The organism is Methanosarcina sp. DH1 (assembly GCF_020804205.1).
Lineage (GTDB): Archaea > Halobacteriota > Methanosarcinia > Methanosarcinales > Methanosarcinaceae > Methanosarcina > Methanosarcina vacuolata.
In genome coordinates this window covers 27636-43756 of the sequence record NZ_WJBJ01000006.1, presented here as the reverse complement: position 1 = coordinate 43756, position 16121 = coordinate 27636, and the positions used below count along the sequence as shown (strand labels likewise).

Sequence of the window (16121 nt, the reverse complement as noted above, 5' to 3'; positions counted from 1 at the left end):
ATAACTACCCAGGGATTCAATAGTTTTCCAGAGGTTTTCGATCAAACCTTTTTGAAAAGGGTTGTTACCATGCTTTTTAGAGGGGTTTTCGCTCAGGCCTTTTCAAAAAAGGCTTGATTCTGGTGAGAAATATGGCTGACACAATTCAATGGGCAGACGTCATAGCCGAAGACGTGTTAAAAAAGAATGGCAAACATCTTGTTGCCACAGGCATCACTCCGTCGGGGAGCATCCATATAGGCAACATGAGAGAAGTTGTGACTGCCGATGCTGTTTACAGGGCTCTGGTTGATAAAGGAGCAAATGCTGACTTTATCTATATTGCTGACAATTATGATCCCCTGCGCAAGGTTTACCCATTCCTTCCCGAGAGTTACGTCGAACATGTGGGGAAGCCCATCTCCGAAATCCCCTGTCCCTGTGGAAACTGCGCAAACTATGCCGAGCATTTCTTGAAGCCTTTCCTGGAAGCCCTCAGGCGACTGGGCATTAATCCTCAGGTTTACAGGGCAGATGAGATGTATAAGACAGGCAAATACACCGAAGCAATAAAAACTGCCCTTGTTAAGAGAGATGCCATTGCAAAAATCCTGGAAGAAATCTCGGGGAAAACCGTAGCTCCGGATTGGAGCCTTTTCAATCCCAGATGCAATCAATGCGGAAGGATCACAACAACGAAGGTAACGGGTTTTGATCTGGAAGTCGAAACCGTGGACTATGTATGTGAATGCGGGCACTCCGGGACCGTACCCATGGCAGGGGGAGGGAAACTTACCTGGCGCGTTGACTGGCCTGCCCGCTGGTCAGTTTTAGGAGTGACTGTTGAACCTTTCGGAAAAGACCATGCTTCGAAAGGTGGTTCTTACGATACCGGAAAGAGAATAGTAAGAGAAATTTTCGGGCACGAACCTCCGTATCCAATTGTCTACGAGTGGATAATGCTTGGTAAACAGGGAGCGATGTCTTCTTCTACAGGGGTCGTTGTCTCGATTTCGGACATGCTGGAAATCGTACCACCCGAAGTTCTTCGCTACCTTATCATCCGCACAAAACCTGAAAAACACATTCAATTCGATCCTGGACAACCTCTCCTCTCCCTTGTGGACGAATACGAACGACTTCGGACGCAGTTCAGGGAAAATGATCCTTCACTTGTAGCTTTTCAGAAAAGAGTGTATGAACTTTCCAGGGCAACCGGTATTTGCCAGTCAGAAATTCCCTTCAAGCAGATGGTAACTATATATCAGGTAGCAAGAGGAGATTTTGACCAGATCCTGAAAATAGTAAAACGTTCAGGTTTTTCAACTGAAGATAAAAAGTGTATAAAAGAACTGGCAGACAACGTGTCTAAATGGCTAAAGCTCTATGCCCCACCCTTTGCCAGGTTTAAAGTGAAAGAAAAGGTGCCTGTACAGGCAGCAACCCTCTCCGAGCTTCAAAGAGCCTTTCTTTCAGCCTTTGCAGCCCTTATTGAGTCCATAGGCAAAATCAGTGGAGAAGAATACCATATGCTGGTCTATTCTGCAAAGGACGAAGGTTCCGAACTGAACCGAAAAATTGCAGAAAAGCTGAATACTCCTGTTCCTCAGGTTGACCCCAGGGAGCTTTTCAAGGCGATCTATATTTCATTACTTGGGCAGAGTTCAGGCCCCAAAGCCGGTTGGTTCTTATCTTCGTTTGAGAAGGAATTTCTGGTAGAAAGGTTTGAAGAAGCTTCAAACTACAGCCCTGAAAAACAGGCATAAACACTGTAAGTCACATAAGTGGATAAATTGCAAAAATGGATAAATTGCAAAAATGGATAAATTGCAAAAATGGATAAATCGGATACTTTTAAGCTTGCAAATTCACAGGCAAATTCCACGAAAAATCATTTCTTGGCCTGGGATAAAGAATACACCCACTTGAAATGGGGTGGGCCTGCCCCTGTCCGGGATATACAGGCTTATCTTCTGCCCGGATCCTCGGTTCTTGATGCAGGTTCGGGAAATGGTAGATACCTTGGGGAACTTTCAAGGTATTACAATGCAGTAGGAATTGACATTTCTTTAAAGGCTCTGAATGGTTCCAGAGCTCAGCTTTCAAGGAGCGGCAGGTTTGCCGAACACCTTGGTGCAAGTATCTCGGACCTGCCCTTCAAAGCCCAGGTTTTTGACGGAATTCTCTGTTACGGGGTACTTCAGCATCTCTTTATAAAAGAAAGGGAATCCGCTGTAAAAGAGTTCAGTTATATACTCAGGAAAGGTGGTTTTTTCTTTTTCGAGGCCTTCGGCTATAAGGATATGCGCTGCGGAGGAGAGGCTTCAATCCCTTTTGAAGAGAAGACTTTTGCCCGGCAAAACGGAATAATCTACCACTATTTTACTATAGAAGAGGTTAGGGCACTTTTCAAAGGATTTGAAATTCTAACGCTGGAAGATGTAATAAAAGAAAAAGTTTTCAAAGGGAATGTTTACAGAAGGCATTTGATAAAAGGTGTCTTTCGAAAAATTTGAATTTCGTTTCTCAAACTTTTGAAAAAATATTATCAAAAAACAATTTAGGGAAAAACTTCATCCAAAACTTCTAACTAAAGTTTTGTTGAAAATTCTCCATGTAGTTTTCAATCTTCCGTCTAGTTTTTTTGTCTATTTACTGTTATATGAAAGCTATTTTCAAATAATTCAGTACAATTATAACAAGCGCTCCAAAAATACCCCCTATTGCGCAGATAAGAACTGCTACCCAGGTAATTGCGATTTCAAGTCCGAACAAAAGTTTTGCCGCCATAAGGACTAAGACCCCAAGTACTGCATTTATTGCAAGGCTGGTTGCGGTCTTCAGGGCTTTATACAGGAGAAAGGCCACTACGATTGCCAGAATCAGTACTAAAACTTCTATAATTCCAACTACCATGAATCATACATAGTTATTCAACTTATTTATAATTATCACCGAGTTTTATAATATGGTCATGAGCCATAATGATTACAGTCCGGACTTGTCCAGGCTTACAATGACGTTTTTTTCAAAAATAAGGATTACACCAGGCTTTTATTTTCAGAAAGCCCTGATAAACTCAGTAATAATTTTTTTGAGCGAGGTTTTGTCCGGATACGCTCTTGCCTCAAGTAAATGGTCGGAATTTCCCAGTACCATTGCCGAGACTGCGGCATCAGGGCTGTAAAGACAGAGCACGGGAATTCCCTGTACAAGCGCCCTGCAGATTTCATAACCCACACCTGTGGAAGGCACTGTGACTTCTGCAATCAAAGCATCACTTTTTACAAGCAAACCCATATCCCTGGCATAGATCTCTTCTTCTGTCATTTTCATTTCGGTTTTTTCCAGCTCCGGATCCGCAACATGCCAGCTCAACACTTCAGCCCCAGCTTCTTCGAGAGTATCAAACATAAACCTGTACGTCTCAAGCAGTTGCCTCCCTCCACGGATCGAACCCGACAAAAAGATTTTTGGGCTTCTTCTTTCCGAAATCTCCATTTTCTCCAGTTTTTCCATAGTTTTTTCCACCCTTTAGTCCATTTTTCCGTCAATTCCGTCTTTTACTGTACAGTTTTTCCAGCAATTCCGACTTTCATTGTACACTTTTTCCGTCAATTCCGACTTTCATTGTACACTTTTTCCGGGAATTCCGTCTTTTACTGTACACCTCTGAAATAATGCCCTGTAGTAAAACCCTTCCCAAGTTTTTCGCAGTTTTCCGGACCCTGTTTCCCAGTTTCAAGATAAGTATCAATTGCTTTTCTGTAGGCTCTGGTCACTTTTCGGATTTCGTCCGGATTATCCATTCCGAGGGTTTCTACCCTGAGGCTTGAAACTCCGTTTTCGAGAATTTCAGGAACGTATTCAAGCATGCAGAGTGATCTTGAGTTAAGGAGGTGCATTCTGCATTCATAGTCCATGAGCAAGGGAAACTCATAGTTTTTCTCATCTACCAGTGTAAACTTTCCTGACCTGCATGGAGCGCTACATTGCCCTTTGTTGTTCCCGAGCAGCCCGCCAGTAAGGCAATGTTCGGACTCCATCAGTTCAAGCCTGCCATAAACAATACACTCTGCAGGCCCATGAGACGCAATGCTTTTTAATTCCTCAAGGGTCAGCTCCGGAGAAATCACAGCCATCTGAGCCCCTTCCTGCAATATAAAAGCGAAGGTACGGCTGTTAAATATGTTCAGAGGACTGTCCGCAATAAAAGGGATTTTCTCAGCTTTTGCGAGGCAAAGGGTTCCCAGGTTTGAAACAAGGACCCCGTCAGCCCCCAGTTCCCTTACACGAGAGAAGATTTTTTCTACAGACTCCATTCTGGAATCTTTAACAAGTTTTGGAGTAATGAAATAGATTTTCTTACCAGCTTTTTGAGTCTCAGAAACAGCTTTTTCAAAAACTGCGCCAGGTCCTTTTCCCGTTTCCGAGTCCTTTTCTTGCCCTGTAGTCCCCGGCTTTCTGAAAAGCCCTTCGCCGAAATAAATCCTATCTGCTCCGCCTGCAAGTGCCCCTTCGAGCCCTTCAATAGAATACACAGAAACCGAGAGCATCGGATGTATAGGCAGGCACTCTTGAACAGCTTTTTCGGCTTCTTGGCCTACCTTTTCTACTGATTCTCTTGTTGCTGATTCCTTTTCTACTGATACTCTATCTACTGATCCCTTTTCTCCAGATTCGTAGGACTGTAGAGTATCAAGAGGTTTTCGCTTCCACCTGGAAATCCGCAGATTTTCAAGCTGCTCTATTGTTTTTGTCCTCAGCTCGTTCAACTGCCCTACAGGAATAAAAATATCTTCTTCCACAGTGGCATGAAGTTCAGCAGCCTCAAAAATCGTGTTTCCGAGTTTTGAAAGTTGTTTTTCGATGCGGGCTTTTGAAGTTGGTTGCTTTTTGGCTTTCTCAACCAGATATTCAGACTCAATTGTTACTGCATTTGAGTCTCTGTCTTTTACCTCAAGCCTGACAGGCTTCCCTGATGCAACGGCTGCCGTGATAAATACAGGGATTTTAGGCCTCAGGCTTCCGGATTCGCTTTCTTTTTTTAGGGAATCCATAAGCATTTTGTCATGTGTCCTGTATACCGTGCTTCCGGAGGGTGCCCTTGAATCAAAAGGAATTTCTACCGTATCTTCGACTCCTGCACTGTATACTGGGCCTTTTCCGGCATACATTGAGGATATGATTTTTCCTTTATCTTCGGGCCTTGTCTCTGCATTTTCAACCATTATCCCGTCTCCGAGACGAAGAGGTCGGGAAAGTTTTACCCGGATACGGTTTAAACGCCTGTCATACCCTGTAACCGTACCCGCCGGAACTCCACGGTTGTGGGGGTTCTCACGGCTCATGAGCTCCTGGCGTGGGTTTTCAAAAAAGTAACCCTGAGTAAAACCCCTGTTAAAGAGCTGGGTTAGTATTTCCTGCTCTTCTTCGGAAACGTAATACTCTGCAGGGTTTGCAATGTACCTGTCAATCAGGCGGCGGTAAATCCTGACGACCCCTGCAACATATTCCGGCCTTTTCATCCGGCCTTCGATTTTGAAAGATTCAATCCCGGCTTCTATAAGAGCTCCCAGGCCTGAGGTTGTGTTAAGGTCTTTTGGGCTTAAGAGGTAACTGCCTGTTGTTTTGATTTGTTTCCCTTCGCAATACAGCCTGTATTTTTTACGGCATGGCTGGGCACAGAAACCCCGGTTTCCGCTTCTTCCCCCTATAAGACTGCTCAGGAGACACTGGCCGGAATAGGAAATACAGAGAGCCCCATGTATGAAAACCTCGATTTCAGTTCCAGTTTTCTCTTTAATCATTTTTATTTCTTCAAGCGAGCATTCCCTTGAGAGCACGACCCTCTCTATTCTCATTTTTTTTGCGAATTCAGCCCCTTTGCTATTATGTAAAGTCATTTGGGTGCTCGCATGCAGCGGAAGGTCAGGCAGATATTGCCTTGCAAGCGAGATAAGTCCAAGATCTTGAATTATAATTGCATCGGTCCCTATTTCTCTCAGCCAGGAAAGCAGCTTGAGGGCGTTTTCTACTTCTTCTTCCTTGAGTAGCGTATTTACGGTTACGTATACTTTCACGCCTCTCAGGTGAGCATAATCTATGGCTTCTTCAAGCTCTTTCTCTGAAAAGTTTGAGGCATACCCCCGAGCACTGAAAGCCCGAGCTCCGAGGTATACGGCATCCGCTCCATTTTCGACGGCTGCAATAAAAGCTTCCATGCTTCCTGCCGGGGCAAGCAGTTCCGGTTTTTCAGGCTTCATCAGATGGGATTAGAGATCCTGTCCTTAATTAAACTTTGGCATACTTTTCTTGCCTGCAGGATCAATAGTTAAAGGATTCAATAGTTAGAGGATTCAATAGTTAGAGGATTCAATAGTTAGAGGATTCAATAGTTAGAGGATTCAATAGTTAGAGGATTCAATAGTTAGAGGATTCAATAGTTAAAGGATTCAATAGTTAAAGGACTCAATAGTTAGAGGATTCAATAGTTAGAGGATTCAATAATTAGAGGAGTCAACAGTTAAAATTCATGAAAAAATAATAGTAAAAAGGATAAAAATAGATAAGAATGAATGAGGTCCAGCCTGAGGGACACTTGCCGGACAGGCCGGTGATATACTCTGTATTATGCTTTCGGCCCTATTATAAAGCTCACAGTTCTCCCGGCTTTCTCATCTTTTGAAGCCTCGCAGAGCATCTTTCCCTCGTGCATGTGACATTCACAGGAGTAATCGAGTTTATCTGTTTTTTCCACATATCTGAAGTGTATTTTGCAGTACCCTTCCGCACACCCCAACCCATATTTAACCCAGCCTTCAATGTTCGCTCCACCTTCGCAGCTCCCTTCGCATGCAATGAGCTCAAAGCTCTTTTCCTCATAAGATTCAATTTTAGCTGGAGCCTGGTGACCTTTTTTGAATTTCCCTTTCTCAATTTTCTCAGCTTGGAGCACAAGATCCTCGCCAGTGTTGTTAAGAATCTTCAACTGCAAACCCTCAAGAAGTTCCATGGTTTCGGCTTCTGACATATATATCCCCCGATAAATGGAGAATCCAGATAAGAATTCCGTATAAGAGATTGCCTCTAAGAAATAAAAAAGTATCTCAAAATATATATGAAAGCAAATATGAAAAAAGTCTCCAAAAGGACGAAAACCAGATAATCAAGATCCCGAGAACAAATTCTGAAAATCAGGCTTTTGAAAATCAGTCTCTATAAACAAGATACTTAACATACTCAGTCCGTACAGATACAGGGCTTCCGTTTGCAGGTAGGACACATACCAGGATACTTCTTAAGGAAGGCTTCCTCGAGATTCACGCCGTAAAGATTGGCAAGTGCCCCTATCCAGGCGAAGCAATCTGCAAGTTCCTCTTCTATATTTTCTGGCTCTTCCCTGCGTATGGCTTCGGCAAGTTCTCCAATTTCCTCAACCAGCCAGAGCATGGTAGCCTTACCTCCCCTCTTCCTGTCATTATGTGCATACATTTCAGACATTAGCTTTTGGAATTCTGAGATCTCCATTGTTTTTCCCCACTCCCATCTGTTTCTGTTTTTTCCTGAATTTAAAGCCTTACAGGAATTTCCCTTTCCCTAAGGTATTCTTTGACTTCCTTGATTGAGTACTCTCTGAAGTGGAAGATACTTGCTGCAAGTGCGGCATCAGCTTTTCCAATTGAAAAACCTTCGTAGATGTGCTGAGGGTTTCCTACTCCTCCAGAAGCTATGATCGGAACATCGAGTTCTTCTGAGAGCTTTCTCGTAATTGGCAGGTCATAACCTGCACATGTGCCGTCCCGGTCCATGCTTGTGAGCAGGATTTCTCCGGAACCCAATTCTTCTGCTTTTCTTGCCCATTGCACGGCATCGATTCCTGTAGATTCCCTGCCTCCGTAAATTACAACCTCATACCAGGCAGGCGTTCCGTCTTCGAGCTCCAGAATAGTTTTATCGGGATTATTTTTTATGTCGGTATTTCGCCTGCAGTCGATAGCAGTGACGATACACTGGGCTCCAAATATATCTGAGGACTCTTTTATGAAGTCAGGATTCTGGACCGCAGAGGTGTTAACTGAGACCTTATCTGCCCCAGCTCTGAGGATCTGGCGAATTGCATCAATGGAGTTTATTCCTCCTCCAATCGTAAGAGGAATGAAAACCTCGTCTGCAGTTCTTTCGATCACATCGATCATAGTTTTCCTGCCGTGAGCCGAAGCTGTAATGTCCAGAAAAACAAGTTCGTCTGCGCCTTCTTCATTGTAGCGCTTGGCGAGTTCCACAGGGTCTCCGGCCTCTTTCAGGTCCACAAACTCAACCCCCTTAACAACACAGCCGCCTGCTCTGTCAAGGGTCACATCAAGGCATGGTATTATTCTTTTGGTGAGCATCTATGGGATAATAAATTTAACTTTTATTAAAAGCTTGTTGAAATTAAGCCAATGCCAGTCTTAGTGCCAGTCCCGGATTAATGGCAGTTTTATATCAATGGAGTCTTAGATCAATGGAGTCTTAGATCAATGGAGTCTTAGATCAATGGAGTCTTAGACAGTAGTCCCTATCAAAAATAGTCCTGCTTTATTCGACAGAAAATTACAGATAATAATAACCCTGGATAGTAGTCGTTAAAGAATATTTAGATTTAAGTCTTTTAAAGGAAAAAGAGATGTCGAAAAATCGTTAAAGATAAAATTCTAAACTCATTTTTTCGCAGACTTAAAAAGCAGGATTAAGAGAAGTAAGATCTGAACACGAAGTCTGCCTGTTCCAGTAGAATCTAGCCGAAAATATTTATCACTCGGGCACCTTCAAGCCTTGACATCTCTACTTCAGAGTTTTCAAGCACATTTTTTCTGACTCTTATCGGGGCTCCAACGCGCAGGGCAAGGGCAATGCAGTCGCTTGGTCTTGCGTCAAACTGCATGATTGCATTGTCTTTTTTTATCAGGAGCCGTGCATAATAGATTTTATCCACTTTTTCATCAATCAAAACTCCCTCGATTTTTACGTCGAGCCTCTCAAAAATAGTGAGTATAAGGTCATGAGCCAGAGGCCTGGGAGGAGAAATATTTTTAATTACATTTCCTATTGAGAGAGCTTCGAGATGCCCTATGTATATAGGTAGCATATTCCCCTGCAGATCTTCAAGAAGCACTACAGGAGTTGGGTCTGTAAAAACATCGACTATATAAACATCCCTGACTCGAATTTCCTTAAAATCTTCATAAGTGTCGATGTCCATATTTAATGAATGATTTTAAACTTATTAATACCTAATTTAATTTTTATAAATATATTAAAAATGCTACTTAAAGATCGGATTCAACTTCTTTTATCAGAACTTTCAGCCTGATTTTGGTTTCGAGGCAGCAATCAGGAATTCAATTTAGACCTCTTCAATTTAGACCTCTTCAATTTAGACCTCTTCAATTTAGACCTAATTCAATTTAGACCTAATTCAATCTAGACCTTATTCTTACAAGAGCCTTTAACATTCCAGGCTTTTTCGGAAGCCATGTTTACCAATCAGAGGTACAAAAACGACTCCACCTTTTTTCTTTTTATGTATGTGCCCTTTGCTGTCTTTTTTAATTTTATAAAGTTCTTGAAAATAATCCCCCACAGGAATAAGCATTATGCCTCCAGGTTTTAACTGTTCCAGCAAAGGCTCAGGGATATAGGGAGCTGCGCATGTCACGGCTATCCGGTCATAAGGAGCATACTAAGAACAACCCATTGAGCCGTCTTCAAGTAGCACTGTGACATTGTTATACCCTGTTTTTTTCAGGTTATCCCTTGCAAAATTCGCAAGGGATTCTATACGTTCAACAGTGTACACATGCCCGCTTTTTCCGACGAGCTCCCCCATAACTGCAGCATTATACCCTGAACCTGACCCTATTTCCAGGACTTTATGCCCTTTCGAAAGTTCAAGGAGTTCACACATCATCGCAACCATATGCGGGGCAGAGATTGTTTGCCCGTGGCCGATCTCAAGGGGTCTGTCGATATAAGCTGCTTGTTGCTCATATTCCGGAACAAACTTATGCCTTGGGACACGGAGCATAGCGTCGCGGACGTTATCTTTCAGCAGCAGGTAAGCCTCAAGATTGTCTACTAGGCGCCTGCGCATTGCTTCGAGCTTTTCTTCTTCTTCTTTTTCTTTTTTATCTTTTTCTTTACCACGGCCCTCTTCGGAATTCACGCTGACCCGAACCTTCCCATTTCTTTCTCGCAAAAATCCGTTTTACGTATTTTGCAAGCACAACATCGCCTTTTCTGGATCGGAATGCCCCATCCCTCACCTTGATTTTATTGATGAAAAGGCGTTTATTCCCCACTCTTTCTTCGGCTCCTACGACAAATTCATAATCACCAGGCACGCGTTTTTCAAGAACTTCGGTTTTTTCAGTCCCTGCCTGTGCGGAAAATTTTACGGTCACCTCATCAATGGCTCTGCCCCAGATTGTTTCGGTATCTTCTGCCAGGGCAACTTGGACCCGTTTTCCTCCTGCATCAAGGGCAGTAATCAGGATAGGCACCACTACACCTGTTTTCTCATCATCTATAACCAGCTCATCGTCTACCTGAAGGACAGTCTCAGAATCCAGTTCCGTTTTGTAAGTGTTTGAAATATCCATCTTACTGACTATCACTTTCAAACTGACGGATTTGGGGGTTTTAAGCTTCACTGCATGCACCTGACCGCACTCCAGACAGCGGACAAGCGGACTCTGCCCCTCTTTCAGAACCTCGTGCCCGACTTCTTCGTCAGGGGAGCAGGAAGGGCACTCAACTTCAATTTCTCTTGTCATGGTATAATCACTAGATGGATTCAAGATACTAAATACTTAACTTCTCCGGCGACGTTTTCCCTGGAGGTAAGTCTTTTTAATATTTTTCAGGCTCATTTTGAAAGGTCACTAAAATACACAAATAAAAATTTGATACAAAATTATGACGCTTAACTATATTAATATATACTACAATCATTTTGGTTGTGATATTATGGTAAAATTAGATGAAAAGATGAAAACCGCCTTTTCAAAGGTGAAGATCTTTCCTGTAGCTACGGCCTCAAAGGATGGAGTTCCAAACGTAGTACCTATAGGATTCTGCCAGCTTGTGGATGATGAAACAATCTGGATTGCAGATAATTTCATGCTTAAGTCCCTGGCAAACCTGAAAGAGAATCCGAATGTTGCAGTTTACGTTTGGGGTCCCGATACAGGTGGCTGCTTCCAGATAAAAGGTAAAGCGGATATTATCGATTCTGGGGAAAAGTTTGAAAAAATGCAGTCAATTGTGCATGCAGCAAAACCCGGGCTTCCTGCAAAAACTCTCATAGAAGTCGAGATTACCGAGGTATTCCAGTGTGCTCCTGGCCCGGATGCAGGAAAGAAATTGCTCTGATCTAAACTCAAATTATGCTCTGTAGAAATCCTGATTTGAGATTACTATAAGGTTTTGTATAGTCTTCGGGAAATGAATATTTTATAGGCGCTTCTCTATCTAAAAATATTTTAAGTTCTCGAATACTTTACATTTACCGAATGCTTTACAACTGCCGAATACTTTACATCTACCAAATACTTTACATCTACCGAATACTTTACATCTACCGAATACTTTACATCTACCGATATATTGTCAGGCGATATATCGAGTTACTGGTGATGGAAGAAAAACGGACAAAGAAACCCATGTGCTCGTCTCAAGTACATCGGCTGAAAATTATTACGGATAAGCTTACTAATGGCTATGAAATCATCAAGACAGTATCTTTTCACCCAAATGTGCATTCTTTTTAAAATTTGTTTCTGCAGAGAATTCGGAAATATGAAAAGAATGGCGTAAATTCTGAGCTGCTTTAACTCGATATGGTTGAAACTATATGATACGGGTAACCTCCAATTTTCAGACAAAAAGGACTTTAAGAGAGTAAAAAAGAATTTCTCTTTAAATTCTCCCTTTGGTTCTTTTTATATATTTCTGTATTGCGTTCCTGTAATTACTGAAAATATGAGGAGTTAAAAAGAATGGTAGATAACAAATTTGAACATTCTAGACCTCTAGATCCCAATACTCTCAACTATCTAAGAATAAAAATGTTAGAACGAATCAGGCATGCAGTTGATGAAGGACTCACAAATACTTCTGATTCTGATTTAACCGAAGTTATGATTGATCTCAAAACCTTGCTTAAAGATGTAGAAACCGAAATGACTAATAGAGGCATGAAGTTAACAAAAATGAGTTCAAAACCTTCATCTGGTCCAGGTAAAATGCAGAAACCTATGCATCAATAAAAACGATAAATCTGGTTTTTGTGTTAAAAAGAATAGAAAGTCAATTTGAATTTGTGTAGTTTTCGGGACACACTATTTTCCAAGTTTTTGATTTATTGCTGTTAGTTGCCAGTGAAATTGATTGTAAACTTTGACAATTTCAGAAAATACTAAAAAGTTTCCTGGAAAGGCATCAGGTGGAATTTGCTATCAAAAGTTTTATTATAACGGAACGCATTGTATAACATCTCATAATTGAGATGCATCTCAATATTAGGGTAGGTGCCGACAGTGCCTGATATTGAATACCTTAAAAAACTCGCACTTATAGGAGCAATAAATAAAATCATCAAGGTCTCATCAAGCAAGTTTCAAAAGCATACTGGGGCAAGCTCCAAAACCGCAGCAAGAAAGCTAAAGCAGCTGGAAGAAGATGGGCTGATCGAAAGGAAGATCGTTCCCGGTGGCCAGTTGATAAAAATGACAGAAAAAGGAATTGAAGTTCTTAAAAACGAATACGTTGATTACAGCAGGATTTTTTCTCCAGAACTCGATGTTCTCGAACTTGAAGGAAACGTGCTCAAAGGCCTCGGTGAAGGCCAGTATTATGTAAACATACCCGGATACCGGAAGCAATTTGAAGAAAAGTTACATTTTGTGCCTTTTCCCGGGACTCTGAACGTGCAGCTTTCAGAAAGCAGTTCTCCTCTTCGAAACCTTTTACGTGAAACGCCGGCTATCCGGGTCGAAGGTTTCAATGACGGAGAACGTACATTCGGAGGCGGAAACTGCTATCCAGTTGTCATTGGCGGTATAGAAGCTGCTGTAGTCGTTCCTGAAAGAACACACTACCCCTCGAATTTGATTGAAATCATCGCGCCTGTAAAGTTAAGAGACGCCCTAAAATTGAACGATGGGGACAGAGTTGTGGTAAAGTTAAAAAAACAGGGTACGGAGAACCAGAAATGAGCAGAAGTATGGTTTACGAATGTCTTACGTACAGAAATGAGAATATCAACCGGGCGCTGGAAGCCCTGAGAGCCGGAAAAATGATCCAGATTTACGATTCGGACTCAAGGGAAGGAGAAACTGATCTTGTAATTCCTGCAAAAGCGGTCACTTTCAAAGACGTAAAATGGATGCGAAAAGATGCAGGCGGCCTTATCTGTGTGGCTGTAGACCCTGTAGCATCAAAACAGCTCAGGTTGCCTTTTATGGCTGAACTCGTCAGGGAAGCCAGTAAAACCAGTGATGTTCTTGGGGAAGTTGTAGAGAAAGAAGGTGACCTTAAGTACGATTCTCATTCTTCCTTTTCTCTCTGGGTCAATCACAGAGATACCAGAACCGGGATTCCTGATAATGAAAGAGCTCTTACTATCCGGAAAATCGGGGAGATTACGGAGAAAAAGTTGTCTGGGGATGTAATTCATTTTGGAGAAGAATTTAGAACCCCTGGGCATGTTGCACTGCTGAGGGCTGCCGAAGGGCTTCTGGATGACCGCAAAGGCCAGACCGAACTTTCAGTTGCTCTTGCCCGTATGGCAGGCATTACCCCTGCAATGGTAGTCTGCGAGATGCTTGATGATAATACTGGTAAAGCTCTTTCCAAAGAAGACTCAAAAGAGTATGGTAAAGAACACGGATTGGTATTTCTGGAAGGGCAGGAAATAGTCGAAGCCTATATGACATGGGCAGGCTCGGAATAAGAATTCTTGTATCCTTTTCAAATTAAATGGGTTTCCAACCTAACTTTTGCTTTTTTAGGTGCATATATGCTATTCCGTATATATGTAAGGTTAGATGATTGCGATTTACAAATATTACCTTGAATCTGATTGCCTAAGCTTAAGCTATGTATAGGTATCAAGCGACAGTTATATGCCTAAAAATGCGGAACTAAGGTTTAAATCACAGAAAAAATATAATAACATTTTCTATTTTTCCTTGTCACCTCTTTGAGTCAAAATAGAACTCGAAGCTTTAAAACAATTGCAGTCTTCACTGTACATCAATCCTTATGAAATTAAAGATAAAAGATGTACCAAAGCTTTTCGAATTTTGTATTCTATCATTGGCCACAATCTTTGTGATATACTCAGAGGTTGACGTCTTAAGATGTCGAATATTGATTTTAATGAATACCGGATTCTTCTTGTTAATTCAGATTTTCAATCAAGAAACGTAAAAATCACTGGATTTTGGAACAGAGTCGCATGAATTTGGATTTATAGTATAAACTCGCATCACGCAACACATAAAAAAGAACTTGTAACTGAAAGCGAAGTTTTTGGACAAGAATTAGAAACGTTTTAATATAAAAAATCCAAATATAGAGCGAATCAGTGATCATGGAATAAAAATAGCTGATCTCCCTCCTGAAGGATCTAACATATAATCGATACAACTGGTTCCTTTAATGGTTCTTATGAATAATGTGGAAATGATATAATTATCGACGGTGAACTAGGTCAAGATTAGATGGCGCTAATATTGAACTACATGGGTCAGGCATTTAATAAATTTTTATTATGCCTGCAGATTGTTTATAATCTACATCCCGGTTTTCATGATTTTATAAACTCCGGTTCAATCTGTAATTAAAAAGCATGGTTATGTAGAAATCCTCTGAAATCAAGAATTTCCCATTGTTTAACCTGAATTACCTAATATACTTTTACATATTCATTTTCAGATCCAATGAAAGTTGATTTCGATAGGTTGTCTACAAAGCCAAAAACGCAAAAATTACCTGGGTTTTGGAACTGAGTTTTAGAACAAGAAACCTGTATTCGGCAGATCAACATTAAATGTGGATATTTTTCAGGATAAGTATCTTCTTCAAACTGTATGGTAAAAGTAGGTCTCATATATGTACTGGAAGTTTAAAAATTTACTCAAGTTTAAAAATAAATTAAGACACTAATTCAACTTTCTAAACATGTAATAAAATTATTCTGGATTTTTTGGTTATACCATATTCCCTTAAAATGAAGAGGATGATCAGGATAGATCTTTTCAAACGCCCTATTAATTTGCCCGGTATTTAACATGTGTTAACATATGGCCAGGCGCCATCATAACGAACATCAGGCCATTTTTACAGCAATTTAGTATGGGATATAATGCAAGTCCCCACAAAAACGCCATAAGTGAAAATATTTGAAACAACAATTTATCTGCCGAATGTAGGACAAAACATAAGGAGTAAGACAATGAAAATGAACAAAAAATTCTGTTCAGTAGCTTTAGCTTCAACGGCCATTGTTTTATTTTTAATTTTAATGTTATCTACTACATCGGCCGCTACTGCACAAAATACTTCAAGCACGGCTAAATACGCTTACATCACGAATAGCGGCAGCACCACTGTCTCTGTAATTGACATCACAACAAACAAAGTTACAGCCACAATAAATGTAGGACAATATCCCTACGGGGTTGCAGTTAACCCCGATGGAACAAAAGTGTATGTGTCGAAAGAAAAAAGTGGAACTATTTCCGTAATTGACACTGCAAAAAATAAGGTTACAGCCACAGTGAGGGTAGGAAAAAACCCCTGGGGAGTTGCAGTTAATCCGACGGGAACAAAGGTATATGTGGCAAACGAAGGTAGTAAGACAGTTTCTGTAATTGACACTGCGAGCAACAAGGTTACAGCTACAGTGTATGTAGGAAATTATCCTTGTGGAATTGCAGTTAACCCTGCAGGAACTAAGGTATATGTGGCGAATTCCCTTGATAATACTGTTTCTGTAATTGACGCATCAACAAACAAGGCTATAGCCACAATAAAAGTAGGAAACCTCCCTACCGGAGTTGCAGTTAATCCGGCTGGAACAAGGGTATATGTGA

15 protein-coding genes and 1 pseudogene are annotated in these 16121 nt (G+C 41.3%); 7 read left to right on the top strand and 9 right to left on the bottom strand.

What is annotated here, in order from left to right; genetic code table 11:
* Positions 1-131: 131 nt before the first annotated feature.
* Both lysS and FXW07_RS03855 read left to right on the top strand, forming a co-directional pair.
* Positions 132-1745, top strand: a complete 1614-nt coding sequence (gene lysS / locus FXW07_RS03860; RefSeq protein WP_229393838.1) for a lysine--tRNA ligase — start codon at positions 132-134, stop codon at positions 1743-1745.
* A gap of 69 nt (positions 1746-1814) precedes the next feature.
* Positions 1815-2495, top strand: coding sequence for a class I SAM-dependent methyltransferase (locus tag FXW07_RS03855; RefSeq protein ID WP_229393837.1), 681 nt, complete (start codon positions 1815-1817; stop codon positions 2493-2495).
* A gap of 142 nt (positions 2496-2637) precedes the next feature.
* On the opposite strand, the gene FXW07_RS03850 is transcribed toward FXW07_RS03855, so the two are convergent.
* The 9 genes and pseudogenes from FXW07_RS03850 to FXW07_RS03810 form a co-directional block, all read right to left on the bottom strand.
* Positions 2638-2895, bottom strand: a complete 258-nt coding sequence (locus tag FXW07_RS03850) for a pro-sigmaK processing inhibitor BofA family protein (protein ID WP_048117677.1) — start codon at positions 2893-2895, stop codon at positions 2638-2640.
* A gap of 144 nt (positions 2896-3039) precedes the next feature.
* Positions 3040-3498, bottom strand: coding sequence for a nucleoside 2-deoxyribosyltransferase (locus FXW07_RS03845; protein ID WP_229393836.1), 459 nt, complete (start codon positions 3496-3498; stop codon positions 3040-3042).
* A gap of 140 nt (positions 3499-3638) precedes the next feature.
* Positions 3639-6245, bottom strand: a complete 2607-nt coding sequence (locus FXW07_RS03840) for a DUF3656 domain-containing protein (protein ID WP_229393835.1) — start codon at positions 6243-6245, stop codon at positions 3639-3641.
* A gap of 365 nt (positions 6246-6610) precedes the next feature.
* On the bottom strand, positions 6611-7012 hold the full coding sequence (locus FXW07_RS03835) for a hypothetical protein (protein ID WP_229393834.1): 402 nt from the start codon (positions 7010-7012) through the stop codon (positions 6611-6613).
* Positions 7013-7221: 209 nt separating this feature from the next.
* Positions 7222-7509, bottom strand: coding sequence for a MazG nucleotide pyrophosphohydrolase domain-containing protein (locus FXW07_RS03830; RefSeq protein ID WP_229393833.1), 288 nt, complete (start codon positions 7507-7509; stop codon positions 7222-7224).
* 41 nt (positions 7510-7550) lie between these two features.
* A complete protein-coding gene (gene hisF / locus FXW07_RS03825; RefSeq protein ID WP_229393832.1) occupies positions 7551-8372 on the bottom strand; it encodes an imidazole glycerol phosphate synthase subunit HisF in 822 nt (273 codons plus the stop codon).
* A 386-nt stretch (positions 8373-8758) separates the two neighbouring features.
* The gene (locus tag FXW07_RS03820; RefSeq protein WP_229393831.1) at positions 8759-9223 is read right to left on the bottom strand and encodes a bifunctional nuclease family protein; all 465 of its coding nucleotides are present in this window, start codon (positions 9221-9223) and stop codon (positions 8759-8761) included.
* A gap of 246 nt (positions 9224-9469) precedes the next feature.
* Positions 9470-10219 (bottom strand): annotated as a pseudogene (locus tag FXW07_RS03815) (protein-L-isoaspartate O-methyltransferase).
* Positions 10161-10796, bottom strand: a complete 636-nt coding sequence (locus FXW07_RS03810) for an HVO_0476 family zinc finger protein (RefSeq protein ID WP_229393830.1) — start codon at positions 10794-10796, stop codon at positions 10161-10163. The pseudogene FXW07_RS03815 and the gene FXW07_RS03810 overlap by 59 nt, the downstream one beginning before the upstream one ends.
* Positions 10797-10989: 193 nt before the next feature.
* On the opposite strand from FXW07_RS03810, the gene FXW07_RS03805 reads away from it, so the two are divergent.
* The 5 genes from FXW07_RS03805 to FXW07_RS03785 all read left to right on the top strand — a co-directional run.
* Positions 10990-11394, top strand: a complete 405-nt coding sequence (locus FXW07_RS03805) for a pyridoxamine 5'-phosphate oxidase family protein (RefSeq protein WP_229393829.1) — start codon at positions 10990-10992, stop codon at positions 11392-11394.
* 626 nt (positions 11395-12020) lie between these two features.
* The gene (locus tag FXW07_RS03800) at positions 12021-12290 is read left to right on the top strand and encodes a hypothetical protein (RefSeq protein ID WP_229393828.1); all 270 of its coding nucleotides are present in this window, start codon (positions 12021-12023) and stop codon (positions 12288-12290) included.
* Positions 12291-12560: 270 nt separating this feature from the next.
* On the top strand, positions 12561-13238 hold the full coding sequence (locus FXW07_RS03795) for a winged helix-turn-helix domain-containing protein/riboflavin kinase (RefSeq protein WP_229393827.1): 678 nt from the start codon (positions 12561-12563) through the stop codon (positions 13236-13238).
* Positions 13235-13975 carry a 3,4-dihydroxy-2-butanone-4-phosphate synthase gene (gene ribB, locus FXW07_RS03790; protein WP_229393826.1) on the top strand — a complete coding sequence of 247 codons (741 nt, stop codon included), beginning with the start codon at positions 13235-13237 and terminating at the stop codon, positions 13973-13975. The genes FXW07_RS03795 and ribB overlap by 4 nt, the downstream gene beginning before the upstream one ends.
* Before the next feature lie 1506 nt (positions 13976-15481).
* Positions 15482-16121, top strand: a 640-nt coding sequence (locus tag FXW07_RS03785) for a YncE family protein (RefSeq protein WP_229393825.1), incomplete at its 3' end; no start/stop codon positions are given.

Bases quoted from the DNA above. Each gene is read 5' to 3' on its own strand.
- FXW07_RS03855 (WP_229393837.1), top strand. From the start codon at position 1,815: ATGGATAAATCGGATACTTTTAAGCTTGCAAATTCACAGGCAAATTCC.
- FXW07_RS03830 (WP_229393833.1), bottom strand. From the start codon at position 7,509: ATGGAGATCTCAGAATTCCAAAAGCTAATGTCTGAAATGTATGCACAT.
- FXW07_RS03840 (WP_229393835.1), bottom strand. From the start codon at position 6,245: ATGAAGCCTGAAAAACCGGAACTGCTTGCCCCGGCAGGAAGCATGGAA.
- lysS (WP_229393838.1), top strand. From the start codon at position 132: ATGGCTGACACAATTCAATGGGCAGACGTCATAGCCGAAGACGTGTTA.
- FXW07_RS03845 (WP_229393836.1), bottom strand. From the start codon at position 3,498: ATGGAAAAACTGGAGAAAATGGAGATTTCGGAAAGAAGAAGCCCAAAA.
- FXW07_RS03805 (WP_229393829.1), top strand. From the start codon at position 10,990: ATGGTAAAATTAGATGAAAAGATGAAAACCGCCTTTTCAAAGGTGAAG.
- FXW07_RS03810 (WP_229393830.1), bottom strand. From the start codon at position 10,796: ATGACAAGAGAAATTGAAGTTGAGTGCCCTTCCTGCTCCCCTGACGAA.
- FXW07_RS03850 (WP_048117677.1), bottom strand. From the start codon at position 2,895: ATGGTAGTTGGAATTATAGAAGTTTTAGTACTGATTCTGGCAATCGTA.
- ribB (WP_229393826.1), top strand. From the start codon at position 13,235: ATGAGCAGAAGTATGGTTTACGAATGTCTTACGTACAGAAATGAGAAT.
- FXW07_RS03835 (WP_229393834.1), bottom strand. From the start codon at position 7,012: ATGTCAGAAGCCGAAACCATGGAACTTCTTGAGGGTTTGCAGTTGAAG.
- FXW07_RS03800 (WP_229393828.1), top strand. From the start codon at position 12,021: ATGGTAGATAACAAATTTGAACATTCTAGACCTCTAGATCCCAATACT.
- FXW07_RS03820 (WP_229393831.1), bottom strand. From the start codon at position 9,223: ATGGACATCGACACTTATGAAGATTTTAAGGAAATTCGAGTCAGGGAT.
- hisF (WP_229393832.1), bottom strand. From the start codon at position 8,372: ATGCTCACCAAAAGAATAATACCATGCCTTGATGTGACCCTTGACAGA.